At 72.3% G+C, this 19,863-nt stretch carries 19 protein-coding genes; 7 read left to right on the plus strand and 12 right to left on the minus strand.

Annotation, left to right across the window (positions count from 1 at the left end; all coding sequences use genetic code 11):
* Window positions 1–23: 23 nt before the first annotated feature.
* From chvE to ACZ67Q_RS20225, 4 genes are all read right to left on the minus strand, one after another.
* Window positions 24–1,130, minus strand: coding sequence for a multiple monosaccharide ABC transporter substrate-binding protein (gene chvE, locus ACZ67Q_RS20210; protein ID WP_471183818.1), 1,107 nt, complete (start codon window positions 1,128–1,130; stop codon window positions 24–26).
* Window positions 1,131–1,295: 165 nt separating this feature from the next.
* Window positions 1,296–2,264: a glycosyltransferase family protein gene (locus ACZ67Q_RS20215; protein WP_471183820.1), complete on the minus strand. Its 969-nt coding sequence runs from the start codon at window positions 2,262–2,264 to the stop codon at window positions 1,296–1,298.
* Between the two features lie 195 nt (window positions 2,265–2,459).
* A complete protein-coding gene (locus ACZ67Q_RS20220) occupies window positions 2,460–3,464 on the minus strand; it encodes a zinc-dependent alcohol dehydrogenase (protein WP_471183823.1) in 1,005 nt (334 codons plus the stop codon).
* Window positions 3,461–4,618 (minus strand): mandelate racemase/muconate lactonizing enzyme family protein, encoded by a 1,158-nt coding sequence (locus ACZ67Q_RS20225; protein ID WP_471183826.1) that lies wholly within the window; start codon window positions 4,616–4,618, stop codon window positions 3,461–3,463. Before ACZ67Q_RS20225 ends, ACZ67Q_RS20220 begins: the two co-directional genes overlap by 4 nt.
* A 200-nt stretch (window positions 4,619–4,818) precedes the next feature.
* Here ACZ67Q_RS20225 and ACZ67Q_RS20230 point away from each other — a divergent pair, with 200 nt between their 5' ends.
* Window positions 4,819–5,658, plus strand: a complete 840-nt coding sequence (locus ACZ67Q_RS20230) for an SCO2400 family protein (RefSeq protein WP_471183828.1) — start codon at window positions 4,819–4,821, stop codon at window positions 5,656–5,658.
* A gap of 127 nt (window positions 5,659–5,785) precedes the next feature.
* Window positions 5,786–6,934 (plus strand): serine hydrolase domain-containing protein, encoded by a 1,149-nt coding sequence (locus ACZ67Q_RS20235; protein ID WP_471183830.1) that lies wholly within the window; start codon window positions 5,786–5,788, stop codon window positions 6,932–6,934.
* Between the two features lie 123 nt (window positions 6,935–7,057).
* Here ACZ67Q_RS20235 and ACZ67Q_RS20240 read toward each other — a convergent pair whose 3' ends face one another.
* The gene (locus tag ACZ67Q_RS20240; RefSeq protein ID WP_471183833.1) at window positions 7,058–7,477 is read right to left on the minus strand and encodes an organic hydroperoxide resistance protein; all 420 of its coding nucleotides are present in this window, start codon (window positions 7,475–7,477) and stop codon (window positions 7,058–7,060) included.
* 98 nt (window positions 7,478–7,575) lie between these two features.
* Window positions 7,576–8,604 carry an NADP-dependent oxidoreductase gene (locus tag ACZ67Q_RS20245; protein ID WP_471183836.1) on the minus strand — a complete coding sequence of 343 codons (1,029 nt, stop codon included), beginning with the start codon at window positions 8,602–8,604 and terminating at the stop codon, window positions 7,576–7,578.
* A 102-nt stretch (window positions 8,605–8,706) separates the two neighbouring features.
* On the opposite strand from ACZ67Q_RS20245, the gene ACZ67Q_RS20250 reads away from it, so the two are divergent.
* Complete coding sequence (locus ACZ67Q_RS20250) at window positions 8,707–9,144, plus strand: MarR family winged helix-turn-helix transcriptional regulator (protein ID WP_471183838.1); 438 nt, start codon at window positions 8,707–8,709, stop codon at window positions 9,142–9,144.
* A gap of 538 nt (window positions 9,145–9,682) precedes the next feature.
* The gene (locus ACZ67Q_RS20255; protein WP_471183841.1) at window positions 9,683–10,510 is read left to right on the plus strand and encodes an EI24 domain-containing protein; all 828 of its coding nucleotides are present in this window, start codon (window positions 9,683–9,685) and stop codon (window positions 10,508–10,510) included.
* On the opposite strand, the gene ACZ67Q_RS20260 is transcribed toward ACZ67Q_RS20255, so the two are convergent.
* Window positions 10,461–11,711, minus strand: coding sequence for a pyroglutamyl-peptidase I (locus ACZ67Q_RS20260; RefSeq protein WP_471183843.1), 1,251 nt, complete (start codon window positions 11,709–11,711; stop codon window positions 10,461–10,463). The two genes, ACZ67Q_RS20255 and ACZ67Q_RS20260, sit on opposite strands and share 50 nt — an antisense overlap.
* 171 nt (window positions 11,712–11,882) lie before the next feature.
* On the opposite strand from ACZ67Q_RS20260, the gene ACZ67Q_RS20265 reads away from it, so the two are divergent.
* Window positions 11,883–12,212 (plus strand): YrdB family protein, encoded by a 330-nt coding sequence (locus tag ACZ67Q_RS20265; RefSeq protein ID WP_471183846.1) that lies wholly within the window; start codon window positions 11,883–11,885, stop codon window positions 12,210–12,212.
* A 3-nt stretch (window positions 12,213–12,215) separates the two neighbouring features.
* Here ACZ67Q_RS20265 and ACZ67Q_RS20270 read toward each other — a convergent pair whose 3' ends face one another.
* Entirely contained in the window at window positions 12,216–12,797 is a 582-nt protein-coding gene (locus tag ACZ67Q_RS20270; protein ID WP_471183848.1) for a TetR/AcrR family transcriptional regulator, read from the minus strand.
* A 102-nt stretch (window positions 12,798–12,899) separates the two neighbouring features.
* On the opposite strand from ACZ67Q_RS20270, the gene ACZ67Q_RS20275 reads away from it, so the two are divergent.
* Complete coding sequence (locus tag ACZ67Q_RS20275) at window positions 12,900–15,344, plus strand: beta-glucosidase (RefSeq protein ID WP_471183850.1); 2,445 nt, start codon at window positions 12,900–12,902, stop codon at window positions 15,342–15,344.
* Between the two features lie 88 nt (window positions 15,345–15,432).
* On the opposite strand, the gene ACZ67Q_RS20280 is transcribed toward ACZ67Q_RS20275, so the two are convergent.
* Together ACZ67Q_RS20280 and ACZ67Q_RS20285 are read right to left on the minus strand one after the other, a co-directional pair.
* Entirely contained in the window at window positions 15,433–16,404 is a 972-nt protein-coding gene (locus ACZ67Q_RS20280; RefSeq protein ID WP_471183853.1) for an aldose epimerase family protein, read from the minus strand.
* 36 nt (window positions 16,405–16,440) lie between these two features.
* Window positions 16,441–17,325, minus strand: a complete 885-nt coding sequence (locus tag ACZ67Q_RS20285; RefSeq protein ID WP_471183855.1) for an SGNH/GDSL hydrolase family protein — start codon at window positions 17,323–17,325, stop codon at window positions 16,441–16,443.
* A gap of 329 nt (window positions 17,326–17,654) precedes the next feature.
* Here ACZ67Q_RS20285 and ACZ67Q_RS20290 point away from each other — a divergent pair, with 329 nt between their 5' ends.
* A complete protein-coding gene (locus ACZ67Q_RS20290) occupies window positions 17,655–18,149 on the plus strand; it encodes a DUF3145 domain-containing protein (protein WP_361631989.1) in 495 nt (164 codons plus the stop codon).
* Window positions 18,150–18,214: 65 nt separating this feature from the next.
* Here the strand turns inward: ACZ67Q_RS20290 and fabF are convergent, their stop codons facing one another.
* Together fabF and ACZ67Q_RS20300 are read right to left on the minus strand one after the other, a co-directional pair.
* Window positions 18,215–19,486 (minus strand): beta-ketoacyl-ACP synthase II, encoded by a 1,272-nt coding sequence (gene fabF, locus ACZ67Q_RS20295; RefSeq protein ID WP_471183858.1) that lies wholly within the window; start codon window positions 19,484–19,486, stop codon window positions 18,215–18,217.
* A gap of 89 nt (window positions 19,487–19,575) precedes the next feature.
* Window positions 19,576–19,824, minus strand: coding sequence for an acyl carrier protein (locus ACZ67Q_RS20300; protein WP_004931691.1), 249 nt, complete (start codon window positions 19,822–19,824; stop codon window positions 19,576–19,578).
* Between the last annotated feature and the right edge of the window lie 39 nt (window positions 19,825–19,863).

A 19,863-nucleotide genomic window follows, 5' to 3' on the forward strand; every position in this document is an offset into this window, starting at 1 on the left:
TTCCAATCCTTCTCGGGGCCCGGTTACTTGAGCTGGTCGGCGGTGTAGTAGCCGCCCGCGACCAGGACCTTGTCGTAGTTGGTCTTGTCGACGCTCACCGGCTGGAGCAGGTAGGCGGGCACGACCTTGGAGCCGTTGTCGTAGGTCTTGCTGTCGTTGACCTCGGGCTTCTTGCCGTTCAGCACCGCGTCGACCATGCCGGAGGCGACCTTGGCCAGCTGGCGGGTGTCCTTGTAGACGGTCTGCGTCTGCTGCCCGGCGATGATGGACTTCACCGACGCCAGCTCGGCGTCCTGCCCGGTCAGCACCGGCAGCGGCTTGCCCGCGGAGCCGTAGCCGTCGGACTTCAGCGCCGACAGGATGCCGATGGAGATGCCGTCGTACGGCGACAGGACGGCGTCGACGCGGGCGCTCTTGTAGGACTTGGTCAGGATGTCGTCCATGCGCCGCTGGGCGGTCGCGCCGTCCCAGCGCAGCGTGGTGACCTGGTTGAGCGAGGTCTGGCCGGAGCGCACGACGAGCTTCTTGCTGTCGATGTACGGCTTCAGGACGCTCATCGCGCCGTTGAAGAAGTACTTGGTGTTGTTGTCGTCGTTGGAGCCGGCGAACAGCTCGATGTTGAACGGGCCCTTGCCGCTCTTCAGGCCCAGCTTGTCGGCGATGTAGTCCGCCTGGAGCCGGCCGACCTTCTCGTTGTCGAAGGAGGCGTAGTAGTCGACGTTCGGCGTGCCCAGGATGAGCCGGTCGTAGGCGATGACCGGGATGTTCGCGTCCTTGGCCTGCTGCAGCACGTTGCCGAGCGACTTGTTGTCGATGGCGGCGACGATGAGGGCCTTCACGCCCTGCGTGATCAGGTTCTCGATCTGGGAGACCTGCTGGTCGGGGTCGTCCTCCCCGAAGACCAGCTTGGTCTGGTAGCCCTTGGACTCCAGGTCCTTCTTGACGTTGTTGCCGTCGGCGATCCACCGCTCGGAGGACTTCGTCGGCATCGCGATGCCGATCGTGCCTCCCTTGGCGGACCCCGAGTCCTCCTTGCTGCCGCCCTCGCCGCTCTGGCCGCAGGCGGTCAGGGTGAGGGCGAGCGAGGCGGCTCCGGCTATCGCGGTCAGTGCGGCTCTGCGGTTGCGCATGGCGTCTTCCTTGATGTCGAGCACGGCCGACGGCGGCTGTGCGGCAACGCTGTCAGGAGGTGGTGCGGGGGGAACCGGTGAACGGTGGTGCGGAGAAACCGACGAACAGACGTGTGGGATTGTGTTCGGCTACGTCGTGTTCTGTGAAGAGGGAGTTGCGAAAATTTATGAACGTGTTTCGAACCGCTGCAGCTGTCCGGGCAGCCGGGACCCCAGCGGAGCCATGTCGTCGCCGGCCCCGTGCCGGGCGAGCAGGTCGAGGGCCAGCCGGCCCCGCCGCACCCGCTCCTTGGCCGTGGCCAGCGTGACGTCCCGCAGGTGGTGGCCGTAGGGATAGATCCCGGGGGCCTTGGACAGGCCGAACTTCAGATACAGCGGGGCGCCGCGCCGGATCAGCTCGGCCACCTCGTACATCCGGACGTAACCGCCCAGATCGTCCGGCGCCTCGATGTACATGTCCATCGGCGCGCCCGACGCACGCCGGATCTCGGTGAGATGCGCCGGCGTCAGATCGCTCGGCACATTGACGGAGTCGGCGCCGAGCCGCTCGTAGACCGCGTACGAGGCCGGGTTGACGGGGCCGATGAGCGCCGACACCTTCAGGGTCGTGTCGGCCGGGATGATCCCTTCCACGCGTGCCCGGTGCAGGGTCCACAGCACGCCCTCGTCGGCCACCAGCAGACACTTCACGCCCAGCTCGGTGGCGCGGACCGCGTCCTCGACACAACCCGCCACGGCGTCGTGGCCGCGGGCACGCAGCCCGGCCCCGCGCGAGTCGGTGCGGGTCGAGCCGCCGATGTCCCAGGTGCCGCGCGGCCCGGTGAACAGACACAGCTCGATGTCGCGTTCGGCGGTGGCCTCCACCATCTCGGTGATCTCGGCGTCACTCAGCATCCACACGCCGCTGCCCTGGCTGATGCGGTGGATCGGCACGTCCAGCCGCGAGGCCTCCTTCAGTACCACCGCGAGTGCCTCGGGGCCCTCGCACGAGGGGACCTCGGTGCGCCAGCGGCCGCCGCCGGGGAAGGTGTACGGCGAGGCGTCGGCGGGGTCGGGGGCGGGCGCGCCCAGGCCGAGCGCGGTGAGGGCGGGCTCACCGGGGCGACGGGCTGCCGTGGCGGAAGCGTCGGTCACAGGTTGTCCTTAGTGTCCTGGTGTCCAGAAGCCCTGGACGTTCGATATATCGGACGAGGTTCGCGGCTCATGGCGCACGGACTGCGCGGCTCATGGCGTACGTGCTGCGCGGCTCATGGCGTACGGGGCTGGTGGTACGCCGGTACGAAGGCCGTCAGGTCACCCTCGTACCGGCGTACGTCTGCACGGCGGGCGCTACGGATGCAGAAGAACCTTGCCCACCTTCGGATCGCCCGACCCCACCAGCTCCATGGCCCGCGGGAACTCACTGAGCGACAGTTCGTGCGTCACCAGCGGCACCGGATCCAGCAGCCCGGCGGCGAACACCCGCACCGTGTGCGACCAGGCGTCGGGCGTCGCCCCGAAGACGGTGTGCACCTCCAGCTGCCGTACGACGAGATCGGTCGGGTCGAGACCGTCGGCGCCCGGTGCCGGGATCCCGGTCAGCACCAGCCGCCCGCCCCGCCGCAGCAGTGCCGAGGCCGTTCGGGCCGCGTCGGCGGACCCGGCGGTCTCGATGACGACGTCGAAGTCGCCGGGAAGCTCCTGCTCCTTGGTGCAAAAGTCGGTGGCGCCGAACTGCCGCGCCAGCGCCTCCCGGTCCCTCCTGGTGCCCACGACCAGCAGTTCGGCCGGCGATCCGGCGCGCAGGAACTGCACGGCGAACATGCCGAGCGTTCCGGTGCCGACGACCGCGACCCGCTCCCCTGGCCGGGCGTTCGCCTTGAGCGCGGCCGCCGCGACACAGGCGGCCGGCTCCAGCAGGGCGGCAGCCGTCAGGTCGGCGTCGTCGGGCAGCACGTGCAGCAGCCGGGCCGGCAGGGTCAGCGTCGGCGCCATCGCGCCGGGCTGGGTGAACCCCGTCTCCTCGTATCCGTCGGTGCACAGCGTGGTCTCGCCGGCGTGGCAGCGGTCGCACACCTGGCAGTTGCGGAAACCCTCGCCGACCACCTTGCGGCCGGCCAGGCCCGCCGGGACACCCGGGCCGACGGCCTCGACGGTCCCGGACCACTCGTGTCCCGGCGTCAGCGGGTAACGGACGTACCCCTCGGGCCGGTTGCCCTGGTAGACCTCGCGGTCGCTGCCGCAGATCCCGACCGAGTGCACCCGCACCAGCGCCTCGCCGGCCTCGGGCGCGCGCGGGGTGTGCGCGGCGAGGCGGTGGTCGCCGGGCGCCTCGATGACGACGTGGACGGTCACTGCGCGCCCTTCGGCTGCCGCTTCTCCCAGCCCTCGGCCCACAGGTCGAACCGGGCCTGCTGCTGCGGGAACTCGGCGGCCGCGTCCACGTCCAGCTCGACGCCGAGGCCCGGCGCGTCGGAGAGGTGGAAGTAGCCGTCGACGACCTCGGGCGCGCCCTTGACGACCTTCTTGATCTCCGCGTCGGCGAAGTCGTTGAAGTGTTCGAGGATCTTGAAGTTCGGCGAGGTGAATCCGACCTGGAGGGAGGCCGCGGTGAGCACCGAACCACCCACGTTGTGCGGGGCGATGAGCATGTAGTGGGTCTCGGCGGTCGCCGCGAGCTTGCGCGTCTCCCAGATGCCGCCGATGTGGCCGAGGTCCGGCTGGATGATGTCGACGGCCTGGCTGTCGAACAGCTCCCGGAACTCGATGCGGTCGTGGATGCGCTCACCCGTGGCCACCGGGATGTCCACCTTCGCCGCCACCTTCTCCAGCGCCTTCAGGTTCTCCGGCGGCACCGGCTCCTCCAGCCAGGCCGGCTGGAAGGGCGCCATCTCCTTGGCGAGCCGCACCGCGGTGGCGGGGGAGAAGCGGCCGTGCATCTCCAGCATCAGCTCGGTCTCCGGACCGATGGCGTCCCGCACCGCCTCGATCAGCGAGACCGCGTACAGGGTCTGCTGGTGGTCCAGCTCGAAGTGCCCGGTGCCGAAGGGATCGATCTTCAGCGCCCGGTATCCGCGCTCGACGACCCCCTGCGCGGCCTTGTGGTACGCCTCCGGGGTGCGCTCGGTGGTGTACCAGCCGTTGGCGTACGCCTTGACCCGGTCGGTGACCTTGCCGCCCAGCAGCTGCCACACCGGCACACCGAGGGCCTTGCCCTTGATGTCCCAGCAGGCCATCTCGACCACGGCGATGCCGGACATCACGATCTCGCCGGCCCGCCCGTAGTCGCCGTACTTCATCCGCTTGACGAGGTCCTCGACGGCGAACGGGTCGGAGCCCAGGATGTGGTTGGCCTCGGCCTCCTTGAGGTAGCCGAGGAGGGCGTCGGTGTGGCCCAGCATCCGGGTCTCTCCGACTCCGGTCAGCCCCTCGTCGGTGTGCACCTGGACGTAGGTCAGGTTGCGCCACGGCGTCCCGACCACGTGTGTGCTGATTCCGGTGATGCGCACGGCAGTTGCCCTCCGCTGTTCGAGATTTCGTCACACGTTCGAAATGCTGGCGTGACAGTAAGGACGCGGCGGCGGCAGCGTCAAGGGGTCGGACGGGTAACGGTTTCGAGACTTTCGGTGAGCGGACGCTTGCCTTCCCACACAACATTCACAGCGGTGCCTAGGAACGTTACCCAGGGCGCACCTAGTCTTCCCGCGTCATGGACTTCTGCCACTCCTGTCACCGCCACCTCAACGGCGCCCTCGCCTGCCCGGGCTGCGGCGTGCCGGTGGACCAACTGCCCACCCGCACCGAGGAGCACCCGGGGGAGGGGTACGCCTACGGGACGACGTACGACTACGGGGAGCGGGGCGCGGAGGGCGCGGAGGATCCGGGGGACCCGGGGGATCGGGACGCGCCGGAGGCCACGCGGGACGCCCCCGCCGGCCGACGCCTCCGCAACGCCGCCGGAGTGCGCGCCGCGGACCGTGCGGCCACCGGTGGGCGCGCCGCCGGCCGCGCCGCCGCCGGAGGGCGCGGCGGGGAGGGTGGGAGCCGCCGGGACCGCAAGGCCGCCGCGCACCGCAGGCGGCGCCGCCGCACCCTGCTCATCGCCGCCGGGTTCGTGCTGGCCGCCGGTGGGCTGAGCCTCGCCGAACTGGGCACGGACGCCCCCGGCTTCTCCGCCCCCGACCCGGCGGCGGCGGGCGACCAGTCGCCGGACGGCGCGGCCGGCGGCGACGCGCAGCCCGGCACGGACGAGTCGTCCCGCCCGCACCAGGTCCCGGCCTCGGACACGCACACCGCGTCCGCGTCGCCGGGCCCCTCCACGTCCGCCTCGCCGTCCCCGTCGGGCAGCGCGCCGACCCCGAGTGCCGGTGCCAGTGCGAGCAGCGGCACCCCGGCCGCGCCCGAGACCCCCCGCTCCGCCCCCTCGGCGACCCGGACGGAAGGTCCGGCCCCGGAGCCCACCCGGCCGCCCGCGCCGACGACCCAGCCCCCCGCCCCGGCCCCCGAACCGTCGCAGACCTGCAACCGATTCCTGTGGTGGTGCACCTGAGCGCGATCCGCCGTTGAGTCGAACGGGCGCCCGCCGCCGTACCCGTCTGCGCACAACCGGCGTGGAGCACCACCGACATGATCTCCGTCGGGCACCATGGGAGGCGGAGACCAGGGGAGGAGAGCGGATGGGTCAGGAGATTCACGGCGCCGTGGCGGACGGCTTCGAGGCCGTGCGTGAGGAGTTCGCGGCTTTCGCGGCCACCGAACGGCCCGACTACGAGGGCCAGTTGTGCGCGTATGTGCGCGGGCGCCGGGTCGTGGACCTGTGGACGGGCAACGCGGCCGACTCCCTGTACGGCGTGTTCTCGTCCACGAAGGGTGCCGCCCATCTCGTGGTCGCGCTCCTGGTCCAGGACGGCACCCTGGAGCTGGACCGCAAGGTGACGTACTACTGGCCCGAGTTCGGCGCCGAGGGCAAGGGCGCGGTGACCCTGCGGGACCTGCTCGCCCACCGGGCCGGCCTCATCGGGATCGACGCCGGGTTCTCGGCGCAGGAACTGGCCGACGACCGGGCCGTCGCCGAACGGCTCGCGGACCAGAAGCCGTACTGGCGGCCCGGTACCGCCTTCGGCTACCACGCCTTCACCATCGGTGCCCTCACCGGCGAGGTGGTCCGCCGGGCGACGGGCCACACGCTCCAGGAGGTCTACGAGGAGCGGGTGCGCGCGCCGTACGCGCTGGACTTCTTCCTGGGCCTGCCGCAGTCCGAGGAGCCGCGCGTGCGGGCGGTGCAGCCGATGGCCCCGACTCCGGAGCAGCGGGCCGAGCTGGACGCCCGGCCGGCCGGGCCGCACACGCTGGCCTCGATCGCCTTCAACACCCAGGTGCCCGAGCCGGGAACGATGGAGGGCTACGCCAACTCCCCGCTGGTGCGCGCCAAGGGGCCGGCGTCGGCGGGCGGGGTGGCCTCCGCGCGCGGTCTGGCGAAGATGTACGCGGCGGCGATCAGCGAGGTGGACGACCGTCCGCCGCTGCTGAAGCCGGACACCGTCGCCGAGGTCGGCCAGATCCACTCCGTGGGCTACGACGTGGTGGCCCGCACCCACAAGGCCTTCGGCCTCGGCTTCCAGGCGACCTCGGAATTGTGGCACCCGTTCCTGGGCGCCGGTTCCTTCGGCCACAGCGGCGCGGGGGGCTCCCAGGCGTTCGCCGACCCCCGCAGCGGCCTCGCCTACGGCTACACCCGCCGCCGCATGGCGTACCCGGGAGGGGCGGCGCCGGAGAACGAGCGCCTGGTCAGGGCCGTACACCTGGCGGCGCTGAACGCGAACTGACGCGGGCAGGGGAATGCCGGGCGCTTCGGCCGTCGGTGGAAGGGGCGCGGGGAACTGCGCGAGCAGCACCCCACGACCCGCACCGGGACGACCGCCGCACCCGGCAGACGCAGGATCCGCTTCTCAGACGAGCGTCACCGTGATGTTGCCGCGGGTGGCCTTGGAGTACGGGCACACCTCGTGCGCCTTCTTCACCAGGCTCGCGGCCGTCTCCGCGTCCACGTTCGGGATGGTCGCGGAGATCTCGACGATGATGCCGAAGCCGTCCTCGTTCTTGCCGATGCCGACCTTCGCGGTGACGGTCGAGCCGGAGACGTCGGCGCCCTCCTGGCGGGCTACGACGCCGAGCGCGCCCTGGAAGCAGGCGCTGTAGCCGGCGGCGAACAGCTGCTCCGGGTTGGTGCCGGCGCCGCTGCCGCCCATCTCGACCGGCGGGTTGACGACGACGTCGAGCTTGCCGTCGTCGGTGGAGACACGGCCGTCGCGGCCGTTCTCGGCGGTGGCGACGGCGGTGTACAGGACGTCGGACTGCTGGATGGACATGCGGTTGTCTTCCTCCTCCTCGGTCCGCCGCGACTCGCGCCCACGATCGGCGACGGATTTCGGAAAGAAGTTACCGCATACCGGAAAGCGCCGGAAGGCTAGAGCTTGACGACCATCTTTCCGATGTTGTCGCCGCGCAGGACTCCGAGGAACGCCTCCAGGGTGTTCTCGACGCCCTCGACCACGGTCTCCCGGTACTTCAGCTCGCCCGAGGCGACCCACGGGCCGACCTCCTGGACGAACTGCGGCTGCAGGTCGTAGTGGTCGCCGACCAGGAAGCCCTCGATGCGGCCGCGGGTCTGGATGAGGCGGGCGAGGTTGCGCGGGCCGGGGGCGGGCTCGGTGTTGTTGTAGACCGAGATCATTCCGCAGACCGCGATCCGGCCGCCCTCGTTCAGGGAGCCGATGGCCGCCTCCAGGTGGTCCCCGCCGACGTTGTCGAAGTACACGTCGATGCCGTCGGGGGCGGCGGCGCGCAGCTGCTCGCTCACGGGGCCGTTCTTGTAGTTGAACGCGGCGTCGAAGCCGTACTCCTCGACCAGGAGCTTGACCTTCTCGTCGGAGCCGGCCGAGCCGATGACCCGGGAGGCGCCCTTGAGCTTGGCGATCTGCCCGACCTGGCTGCCGACGGCGCCGGCCGCGCCGGAGACGAAGACGGCGTCGCCCTCCTTGAAGGACGCGGTGCGCAGCAGGCCGGCGTAGGCGGTCAGGCCGGTCATGCCGAGCACGCCGAGGTAGGCCGACAGGGGTACGCCCTCGGGGTCGACCTTGACGGACGGTACGGCGGTCGGGCCGACCTTGACCGCGTGCTTCGCGTCCAGGACGGCGTACTCGCGCCAGCCGAAGAAGTGCAGGACGTGGTCGCCGGCCGCGATGCCCTCGGCGTTCGAGGCGATCACCTCGCCGACCGCGCCGCCCTGCATGGCCTTGCCGAGCTCGAACGGGGCGGCGTAGGACTTCGCGGCACTCATCCGGCCGCGCATGTAGGGGTCCACGGAGAGGTACTTGTTCCGTACCAGGACCTGACCCTCACCCGGCTGCGGTACCTCCGCCTCGACCAGGGCGAAGTCCTCGGGCTTCGGCCAGCCGACGGGGCGGCTGAGCAGGTGCCATTCGCGGTTGATCATGACAGGGCCTTTCAGTGGGGTTCAGGCGATTTACTTCAGTACCTGAAACAACGATGCTCCTGAATATTTCAGGTTGTCAAGTAACCGGGTATCCTGGAGGCCATGGCCACCCCACACACCTCCCGCCGCCCCGACCCGCTCACCCTCGAGGTCGTCGAGCTCATCGGGGACGTCGTGGCCCGCTTCTACGCGGACTACGAGGAGGCGGCGGGCCGGCACACGCTGACCGGCGCCCAGGCGCGCCTGCTCAGCCTGCTGTCCCTGGAGCCGCTGCCGATGCGCAAGCTGGCGCAGAAGCTGAAGTGCGAACCGTCCAACGTCACCGGGATCGTCGACCGGCTGGAGGCGCGCGGCCTGGTCGAACGCCGCCCCGACCCCGCGGACCGGCGGGTGAAGCTGGCGGCCGCCACCGACGAGGGCCGCCGGGTCGCCCACGACCTCCGCAACGGCCTGCGCTTCGCCCGCGAGCCCCTGGCCGCTCTCTCCGACACGGAACGCGAGTCCCTACGAGACCTGCTCCGCAGAATGCTCACGGACTGACCGGCCGCCACGACCGGCCGATCCCGCCCCCGGCGAACCGCGTCCGGACACGGGGCCCGCATCCCCGGGAACCGCGGGCGGACAGCGGGCCCGCACCCCGTGAACCGCGGGCGGTCCGGCCCCGCGCCGCGCGCCCCGCGAGCCGCGGGCGGACCGGGCGGGCCGGGCCGCCAGGCGGCAGGGCCACGGCCCGGCGTGTGCGGCGGGCCGCGGATCCCCGGGCCGGTGCCTGCGGCGAAGCCGCGCTACCGGTGCCGGTGCCGGCTCGCTGCGGCAGCCATCGCGTTGGCGTCCCGGAGCGGGTGCCCGGGGCCGGGCCGTCGGAGGGCCCGGCCCGGTGCCCGGTGGGGCCGCCCCACCGGGCATCCCGGCCGGCGCTCGCCGGCGGTCCCGCCGGGCGTCCTGGCCGGCGCTCGCTGCGACGGCGCTCGCCGCGTCGGCGCCCGCTGCGACGGCGCTCGCCGTGACGGCGCTCGGGGGCGGGTCTTCGGGGGCCGTGGGCGGAAGGCTCGCGGGGTGGGATCGCTAGAGTGCTGGTATGCGTGATCTCGGGGTGGGCTTCGGCTACTTGCTCAAAGGCCAGCGGTGGGTGGCCCGGCACGGCAGGAGTTATGGGTTCGGGCTGCTGCCCGGTCTGGTGACCCTCGTCCTGTACGCCGCGGCGCTCGTCGCACTGGCACTGTGGGGCGAGGACTTCGTCGCGTGGACGACGCCGTTCGCCGACGACTGGACCGGCCCCTGGCAGGGCCTGTTCCGCGGCTTCCTCACCGCCGTGCTCTTCGCGCTCGGCCTGCTCCTCGCCGTCCTGTCCTTCACCGCCGTCACGCTGCTGATCGGCCAGCCCTTCTACGAGAACCTCTCCGAGACGGTCGACCGCGACGTGTCCGCCGACGGCACCGCGCCCGAGTCGGGCCTGCCGCTGTGGCGGGAGCTGTGGATCTCCGCCCGCGACAGCCTGCGCATCCTGGTCCGGGCCGCCGTGTGGGGCGTGCTGCTCTTCGCCCTCGGGTTCGTGCCCGTCGTAGGCCAGACCGTGATCCCGGTGATCGGCTTCTTCGTCACCGGCTTCTTCCTCACCGAGGAACTCGCCGCCGTCGCCCTGGAGCGGCGCGGCGTAGCCCTCCGCGAGCGCCTCGCCCTGCTGCGCTCGCGCAAGCTCCTCGTCTGGGGCTTCGGCACCCCCCTGGGCCTGGCCTTCCTGGTTCCCTTCGTCGCCGTGTTCCTGATGCCGGGCGCCGTCGCGGGCGCCACACTCCTCGCGCGCGACCTGCGGGGCGAGGAGATCGAGGAGGGCGAGCCCGACGGCGACGAGACCGCTACACCGTTCCCGCAGCCACCGACAGGATCGCCCGCACCTGGGCGATGATGTCCAGCCGGTTGCGGACGAACTCCGGGTCCGTGACCGCGCCCGTCGCCGGATCCGTGTTGCCCGCCCCGAACTGAAGCACCGGCGTGTGCACGTGCCCGCCGGGCAGCGTGTCGTGCAGACCGAGCCGGTCGCGCAGCAGCGTCGCCCGGTAGGCGATCTCGTTGGACAGGTAGTTCCCGCCGCCCCCGGCCCGCGCCAGCGACCCCGGCGTCGGCCCGTCCGGCCGCACCACCGGCTCACCGCCGCCCGCCGGGATCTCGGTCACGGACGTGTTGTCGTACACCGGGAACCGGCCCGTGTCCGCCGCCGCGATCCGGGCGTACGGCAGGGTCGTCGTCGTCCACTGCGGCTGCGTCGCCGGGTCGCCGACCGGGACGGGGCCGGCCGTACCCGTGTTGTCGTTGTCCGGGGAGCCGCCCCGCCAGGCCCCGTTGGTGCGCTCGACGTCGAAGCGCCCGACGCGGCCCTGGCTCACCGTCGTGAACAGATCCACCCGCGGCAGATACGGACGCAGCGCCCGCTCCACCGTCCCCTGCGCGAAGTCCCGCCAGCGCACCGGGAACACCACGGCCTCCACCCGCGCAGGACCGCCGGCCGTCTCGATCACCGTGCCGTCCAGGGCCAGCGCGGACGCGCCGGACGGGTTGGAGATGCGGATGTCCCGGTCGAGCGTGAACGGGTCGAACCCGGTGACGAGGACCCGCTTCGTCCCCCGCGCGGCACCCGGATACCGGACGTCGGTCTGCCCGCGCGACGTACGCTCCAAGTCGTCCAGGAGCGCGGCCCGTTGCGCCTCGCCGAGCGCGAAGCCGGGCTGCCATCCCCGCAGTTCCCGTGTCATCCCCAGTCGCGCCCAGTACAGCGGCCGGTCGTCGTCGCGGCCGATGTCCCCGCCGGCCGGTCCCCGCCCCTGCGCCCGCTCCACGGCCCGCCGCCACAGCGCGGCCCCTTCCCGTACGACGACCCGGCGCGCCTGCGCGCAGGAGTGCGCGCGGCTCAGCGCCCGGCTGAACTCCGCTGCCACGGTGTCGAATCCGGACCGCCGCAGGATCTCCTGCGGTGCCGCCCGGTCGAGGCGCTGTTCCTCGACGGTCGGGGCGAGGGCCGTCGAGGGCGCCGCCGAGACGGTGGTGGGCGCGGCCAGGGCCGCGGTGAGGGCCAGTCCGAGGGCGGCCGCGCCAACGCGTAGGGAAATCAAGGTGGTTGTCGTCCTTCTGTCGCCGTGGGGTGCGTACTCGCGGGGGCGAGCGCAGTATCGCGTGACGGAAGTGGCGTACACCATGGGGTTGTCGGTCAGAGCGGCAGCCCGACGAGGTGATGTCCGCCAGGTGCTGGCGGCGGTCGCGGCGGTGAGGCGATACTCGCGCCCATGAAGGCAGTCAACCTGGGCGTTCTCTTCCTCGTCGAACTGGGCGCCCTGGTGGCCGCCGCCTACTGGGGATTCACCTTGGGCCGGCCGGCCCCGCAGCAGTGGCTGGCCGGGCTCGCCGCGCCGGCCGTACTGGTCGTGCTGTGGTCGCTCTTCGGTTCGCCCCGGGCCCGGTACAAGGTGCGCGGGGCGGCCCGGGTGGTCTTCGAGGCGCTGTGGTTCGGCGCGGGCGTGGTGGCGCTGCTGCTCGCCGGAGCACCGGGATGGGCGCTCGCCTTCGCCGTCGTGTGCGTCCTCACCAAGGCGCTCGCCCACGCGTGGGGGCAGTGACGTTCAGTCCGCCGGCTCGCCCAGCAGGCGCAGGAAGTCCCGGAACGCGCCCGCCATGTCCACCGTCTCCGGGTCCAGCAGCCACTGGTACTGCAGGCCGTCCATCACCGCGACCAGCAGCGGGGCCGTACGTTCGGGGGTGAGACCGTTGGGCAGGCGGTCGCCGTACTCGGCGCGCAGGACGGCCGCCATGTTCTCCCGCACCCGGCGGTAGCGGTCGGTGAAGTAGGCGCGGGCCGGGTGCTCCTCCGTGACGCTCTCCCCGAGCAGCGCCGAGAAGGTCTGGATGATGCCGGGGCGCATCGCGTTGTACTCGACCAGGGAGGCGAGCAGGTCCAGGCGCCACCGGCTGTCCGGCACCGCGTCCCACTGGTCCCGCTCCTCGAGCACCGTGACCAGCAGTGCGTCCTTCGTCGGGAAGTAGTGCAGCAGCCCCTGCTGGGTGAGCCCCACCCGCTCCGCCACCGCGGCCAGGCTCGCCCCCCGGTACCCGCGCTCGGCGATCACCTCCAGGGCCGCCCGCACGATCTCCGCGCGCCGCTCCTCGCTCCTGACCCTTGCGTTCATGGCGTCACCGTACGGCATGCCGCCCACGTATTATAACGGCAAAATAACGAAACCTACCGCTCTACAGGTAACGGGTGCACCATGGGGCCACCTGCACAGAGGCAACGAGGAGGCACCGCGATGGCGGGAACCCAGCGCACCCCGGCCGACGAGGCCCGCGAGGCGGCCGTCGAGTCCGCACTCGGCACGCTCGACCTGGACGCCAAGACCCGGCTGCTGGCCGGCCAGGACATGTGGTCCCTGCCCGCACTGCCCGAGATCGGCCTGACGTCCCTCGTGATGTCCGACGGGCCGATCGGCGTGCGCGGCGTGCGCTGGAGCGCCGACGACCCCTCCGTCGCCCTGCCGTCCCCGACCGCGCTGGCCGCCACCTGGGACCCGGAACTCGCCCGCCGGGCCGGCGTGCTGCTCGCCCAGGAGGCCCGCCGCAAGGGCGTCCACGTGCTGCTGGCGCCCACCGTCAACCTGCACCGCTCCCCGCTCGGCGGCCGCCACTTCGAGGCCTACAGCGAGGACCCCTACCTCACCGGCCGCATCGGCACCGGCTATGTCCAAGGGGTGCAGTCCGGCGGCGTCGGCACCACCGTCAAGCACTTCGTCGCCAACGACGCCGAGACCGACCGCTTCACCGTCGACAACCGCGTCTCCGGGCGAGCCCTGCGCGAGCTGTACCTGGCGCCCTTCGAGGCGATCGTGGACAACGCCCGCCCCTGGGGCGTCATGACCGCCTACAACGCGGTCAACGGCACCACCATGACCGAGCACCACCACCTGGTGAACGAGGTGCTGCGCGGCCAGTGGGGCTTCGACGGCTTCAACGTCTCCGACTGGTTCGCCGCCCGCGACACCACCGGTGCCCTAGCCGGAGGCCTCGACGTGGCGATGCCCGGTCCGCAGACCGTCTACGGCGAGGCCCTCGCCCGGGCCGTACGCGACGGCAAGGTCACCGAGAGCGCCGTCGACGACGCCGTACGCCGCGTCCTGCGGCTCGCCGCGCGCGTCGGCGCCCTCGCCGGTGCCGAGCCGGCCGTCGCCGAACTCCCCGGCACCGTCGACGGCGACGCGCTCGCCCGCGAGATCGCCCGCCGCTCCTTCGTCCTGGTCCGCAACGAGGGCGCCGCGCTGCCGCTGAAGCCCGGCCGCACCGTCGCTCTCATCGGCGCCGCCGCCCGCGACGCCCGCGTCCTCGGCGGCGGCTCCGCCACCGTCTTCCCGGCCCACGTCGTCTCGCCGCTCGACGGCCTCACCGCCGCCCTGCCCGACGGCGCCGTCCGCTACGCCCTCGGCGCCGACCCCGCCACCGAACTAGCCGTCGCCGACCGGGGCTTCGTCCTGCGCGCCGTCTGCCGCGACGAGAACGGCGAGGTCATCGGCACCGCCTCCGCCCCGAACGGGCAACTGCAGTGGCTCGGCGCCGACCTGCCCGAGGGCGTCACCCACGACAGGCTGCACTCCGTCGAACTGACCGGCACCTTCACCCCGCGCGAGGGCGGCCCGCACACCTTCGGCATCCGCGGCACCGGCACCTTCACGCTCCGCGTCGACGCCACCACGTACTTCGACGGCGTCCAGCCCCCGGCCGACGACAGCGACCCCTTCGAGGCCTTCTTCGGCTCCCCGGTGCCGCGCGCCCAGGCCGACCTCGCCGCCGGTGAGTCCGTCGAGGTCTCCCTGACCCACGTCATCGAGCAGCAGGGCGGCGTGCCCCTGAAAGCCGTCCTCTTCGCGCTCGCCCACCAGGCCCCGCAGCGCGGCCCCGAGGAGCTGATCGCCGAGGCCGTCGAGGCCGCCCGCGCCGCCGACACCGCCGTCGTCGTGGTCGCCACCACCGAGCGCGTGGAGTCCGAGGGCTTCGACCGCACGAGCCTGGAACTCCCCGGCCACCAGGACGACCTGGTGCGCGCGGTCGCCGCCGCCAACCCCCGTACCGTCGTGGTCGTCAACTCCGGCTCCCCGGTGGAACTGCCCTGGCGCGACCAGGTCGCCGCCGTGCTGCTGAGCTGGTTCCCCGGCCAGGAGGGCGGCGCCGCCCTGGCCGACGTGCTCACCGGTGCGTACGAGCCGGGCGGCCGGCTGCCCACCACCTGGGGCTCGCTCGAGGACGCGCCCGTCACACGGGTCGTGCCCGCCGACGGCCGGCTCGACTACGACGAGGACGTGTTCATCGGCTACCGGGCCTGGGAGAAGGAGGCCCGCACTCCGGCCTACCCCTTCGGCCACGGCCTCGGCTACACCGACTGGACCTACGAGGCTCTCGAGACGGACGGGACGACGGTGACCGTGCGGGTGCGCAACCGCGGCGGCCGGGCCGGGCGCGAGGTCGTGCAGGTCTACCTCGCGCCCGTCGAGCCCGACGCGAGCCGCCCGGCGCGGTGGCTGGCCGGCTTCGCGGGCGTCGAGGCCGGCCCGGGCGAGGTCGCCGAGGTGGTCGTCGAGCTGCCGCGCCGCGCCTTCGAGATCTGGGACGAGACGACCAACTCATGGTCATTTGTGAAGGGTTCGTACGAGATCCAGGCCGGGCGCTCGATCGCCGACCGCCGCATCGCCGCCACGATTAACGTCTGATCCGGGACGCCGCCCCACCCGACGGGGGACGGCCCCCCACCAGCAGCCCCGGTCCGGGACCTGACCCCTGGGCCGGGGCTCACGCCGTTCAGCGTGCGGAGAAGCCGTACACCGTCTGCGAGCGGTACACCTCGCCCGGCCTGAGCACCGTGCTCGGGAACTCCGGCCGGTTCGGGGAGTCCGGGAAGTGCTGCGTCTCCAGGGCGACGCCGCCCCCGGGGAGGAACGGCTCACCCAGATGGTCGGCGGTGTACAGCTGCACACCAGGCTCGGTCGTCGCCACCGTCAGCACCCGCCCCGACACCGGGTCGTACAGCTCGGCCACCTCCACGGGGGCCTGCGTGACCCCCTTGTCCAGCACGAAGTTGTGGTCGTAGCCGGAGCCGGTCTTGCGGGGCGTACGGAAGTCGAAGCGGGTGCCGGTGACGTCCGCGAGTTCGCCGGTCGGGATCGACTCGGCGTCGACCGGGGTGTAGCGGGAGGCCGCGAGGCGCAGTTCGTGCCCGCCCGCGTGCCCCGAACCGGCCAGGTTGAAGTAACTGTGGTTGGTCAGGTTCACCACGGTCGGCGCGTCGGTGACCGCCTCGTAGGCCAGGTGCAGGGCACCGGAGGCGTCCAGGGTGTACGTCGCCGTGACCTCCAGACGGCCCGGGAAGCCCTCCTCGTCGCGCGGGCTGACCCGGGTCAGCCGCAGCCCGTGCTCCACCGGCTCGACGTCCCACACCCGCTTGTCGAAGCCGCGCTCACCGCCGTGCAGCGTATTGCGGCCCTCGTTCGCCACGAGCGGGTACGTCGTCCCGTCCAGGGTGAAGCGGGCGCCTGCGATCCGGTTGGCGTACCGCCCGATCAGCGCACCGAGATGCGGCTCGGGATGGGCGAGATACCCCTCGAGGCCGTCGAACCCCAGCACCACGTTCCCGGCCCGCCCCTGACGGTCCGGGACCTCGACCGACTGCACGACCCCGCCGTACGACAGGACCCGCACCCGCACCCCCGCGCGCTCCAGGGTCCAGCGGTGCACCGGTGTGCCGTCGGAAAGTGTGCCGAAAAGTTCGCCCATGTGGGAAACCCTAGGCCCTGTCGTACGGATCTCACGTCATCGGCTCTTCGCCGTCACCGTGCGGTAGGCGATCTCCGCCAGACGGGCCTGGCCGTCGGTGCTCGGGTGGAACCAGTCCCAGTGACTCAACTGCTCCGTGCCGAACCGGAAGTCGTGCACCGCGTTGCCGTCGAAGCGGCAGTACCGGTCCTTGGCACACACGTCCTTCAGCACCGCGTTGTACGCCTCCACCCGGTCCTGCACGGTGTCCCGGCGCAGGGTCGCCGCCGCGCTGAAGGAGTCCGCGTCACCCAGCATCGACGGGCAGATGCCCAGCTTCCAGATCTGCTTGCCGAGCGCGTTGGTCCGCCCCTGCGACCACAGCCGCTTCAGATCGGGCACGCTCGCCACATACACCTGCGCCTTGGGCAGGCTCGCCCGCAGCGTGTGCAGGGCCTGTTCGAACCGGGCGCGGAAGTCCGCCACGGACGTCATCGCCGCCGTACTGTCCCGGCAGGCGTCGTTCGCGCCCGCCATCACCGTCACCAACTGGGGCCGGTGTGACGCCGCCTGCGCCATCTGGGCCGGCAGGTCGGCCATCCGCGCCCCCGTCACCGCGAAGTTCCAGCTGTGGGTGGCCGCCCGCTCCCTGCCGAGCAGCCGCACCGCCAGCGAGTCGACGCCCGGGCTGGTGCCGGTCGCCCAGGACACCTCCGGGCAGTCCGACAGCACCGAGCAGGCGTCGAAACCGCGCGTGATGGAGTCGCCCACCGCAGCGACCGAGTCCGGTCTGGTGTTCCACGACGGGGTCGGCGACGGACGCGCCGAGCGCGCCTGACCGCCGGGAGAGTCCCCGCCGACCGCGTCACAGCCCGCGGCGCCCAGCACGACGGCCGCCACGGCCGCCGCGACGGCCCGCGCCCGGTGGCTTCGCTTCCGCATCCGCAGCAGATCCCCTCACCTCGTCCGGCAGACTCCTCCCAGCATGACAACGCGCGGGAGTTCCCCACCGTGCCGTGCAACGGCTCACACCCGCCATTCGGGCCCGCCCGGCGCATCGTCCGGGCCACGGCACGCCCGTGCGCGCCGCCCCCGCACCCGATCCACCGGGCCCGTCCCAAGCGTCCCCACGGGTGAATGGCGGGCGTTTCGGGGCGCCGGGACCGACGGTACGTCACACTCCTTGCGCCGCCGCACGGTAGCCTCGCCATCAACGTGGCCTGACGGCCGCCGCCCCGCCCGCAAGACGACCCGCCTGCCCGGAGGTCCCGGTGACGACACGTGGAGTTCTGTACGTGCACTCCGCGCCGCGCGCGCTGTGCCCGCACGTCGAGTGGGCCGTCGCCGGGGTGCTCGGCACGCGCGTCAACCTCGACTGGATCCGGCAGCCCGCCGCACCCGGCACCTGGCGCTCGGAGTTCTCCTGGCAGGGCGAGGCGGGCACCGCCTCCAAACTCGCCTCCGCGCTGCGCGGCTGGCACCTGCTGCGCTTCGAGGTGACCGCCGAACCCTGCGCGAGCGCCGAGGGCGAGCGCTACTCCTGCACCCCCGACCTCGGCATCTTCCATGCCGTCACCGGCATCCACGGCGACATCCTCATCCCCGAGGACCGCCTGCGCGCCGCCCTGCTGCGCTCCCAGCGCGACGAGACCGACCTCGAGGCCGAGATCGCCAGACTCCTCGGCAAGCCCTGGGACGACGAACTGGAGCCGTTCCGCTACGCGGGAGAGGGCGCCCCGGTCCGCTGGCTGCACCAGGTGGTCTGAGTCCCCCCGAACCCGAAGGGCCCCCACCCGGAGGTGGGGGCCCTTCACGCACGTGTACGCGGCTGTCAGACCGTCCGGAACGCCAGCACGACGTTGTGCCCACCGAAGCCGAACGAGTCGTTCAGCGCGGCGATACGGCCCTCCACGGGCAGCTTGCGCGCCTCCCCGCGGACCACGTCCGCGTTGGCCTCGGCCTCGGGGTCGATGTGGTCGACGTTGATGGTCGGCGGAGCCACCCGGTGGTACAGGGCGAGCACGCACGCGACCGACTCGACACCGCCGGCGCCACCGAGCAGGTGACCGGTCATCGACTTGGTCGCGGAGACCGCCATGTGGTCGGCGTCGTCGCCGAAGACCTTGCGCAGCGCCTTCAGTTCCGCGATGTCACCGGCCGGCGTCGAGGTCGCGTGCGCGTTGACGTGCACGATCTCGGCGGGGTTCAGGTCGGTGCGGTCCAGCAGGTTCTGCAGGGCGTGCGCGATGCCGCGGCCCTCCGGCTCCGGCTGCACGATGTCGTGGCTGTCGGCGGAGATGCCCTGGCCGATCGCCTCCGCGTACACCCGGGCACCGCGCTTGGCGGCGTGCTCGGCGGACTCCAGGACGAGCACCCCGGCGCCCTCGCCGAGGACGAAACCGTCCCGGGCGACGTCGTAGGGACGCGAGGCGCCCTGCGGGTCGTCGTTGTTCTTGGACATCGCCATCATGTTGCCGAACGCGGCGATGGGCAGCGGGTGGATCGCCGCCTCCGTACCACCGGCGACGACGACGTCGGCACGGCCGGTGCGGATCATCTCGATGGCGTAACCGATGGCCTCGGCGCCGGAGGCGCACGCGGAGACCGGCGTGTGCACGCCCGCGCGGGCGCCCACGGCCAGGCCCACGTTGGCCGAGGGGCTGTTCGGCATCAGCATGGGGACGGTGTGCGGGGAGACGCGGCGGACGCCCTTCTCCTTCAGCACGTCGTACTGGTCCAGCAGGGTCGTCACGCCGCCGATGCCGGAGGCGATGACCGCGCCGAGCCGGTCGGGGTCGATGGCCGGGTCCTCGCCGGCCTTCGCCTCGAAGCCGGCGTCCTTCCACGCCTCCTGGGCCGCGATCAGCGCGAACTGCGCCGAGCGGTCCAGCTTGCGGGCCTGCGGCCGCGGGATGACCTCGGTGGGCTCCACGGCGATCGAGGCCGCGATCTTGACGGCCTGGTCGGCCGCCCAGTCCTGCTCCAGGGGCTTGACGCCGGAACGTCCGGCGACCAGACCCTCCCAGGTCGAGGCCGCGTCGCCACCCAGCGGTGTGGTTGCGCCGATACCGGTGACGACCACGGTGCGATTGGTCGAGCTCACGGGAATTCTTTCTCCAACGATCGAACGAGGATTAGTCTCGGCGCCACCGCCGGGTGGCGGGGCCGGGGGCACCCCGGCCCGAGCGGGACTCAGGCCTGGTGCTTGAGGATGTAGTCGGTCGCGTCGCCGACGGTCTTGAGGTTCTTGACGTCGTCGTCCGGGATCTTGACGTCGAAACGCTCTTCGGCGGCGACGACGACCTCGACCATGGACAGCGAGTCGACGTCCAGGTCGTCGGTGAAGGACTTGTCCAGCTGGACGTCCTCAACCGGGATCCCGGCGATCTCGTTCACGATCTCCGCGAGACCGGCGACGATCTCTTCCTGAGTGGCGGCCATGATGGCGCTCCTTCGTTGGTGTTCTTCAGGGTGTGGCGC

This window comes from Streptomyces sp. NPDC036813, from assembly GCF_055609245.1.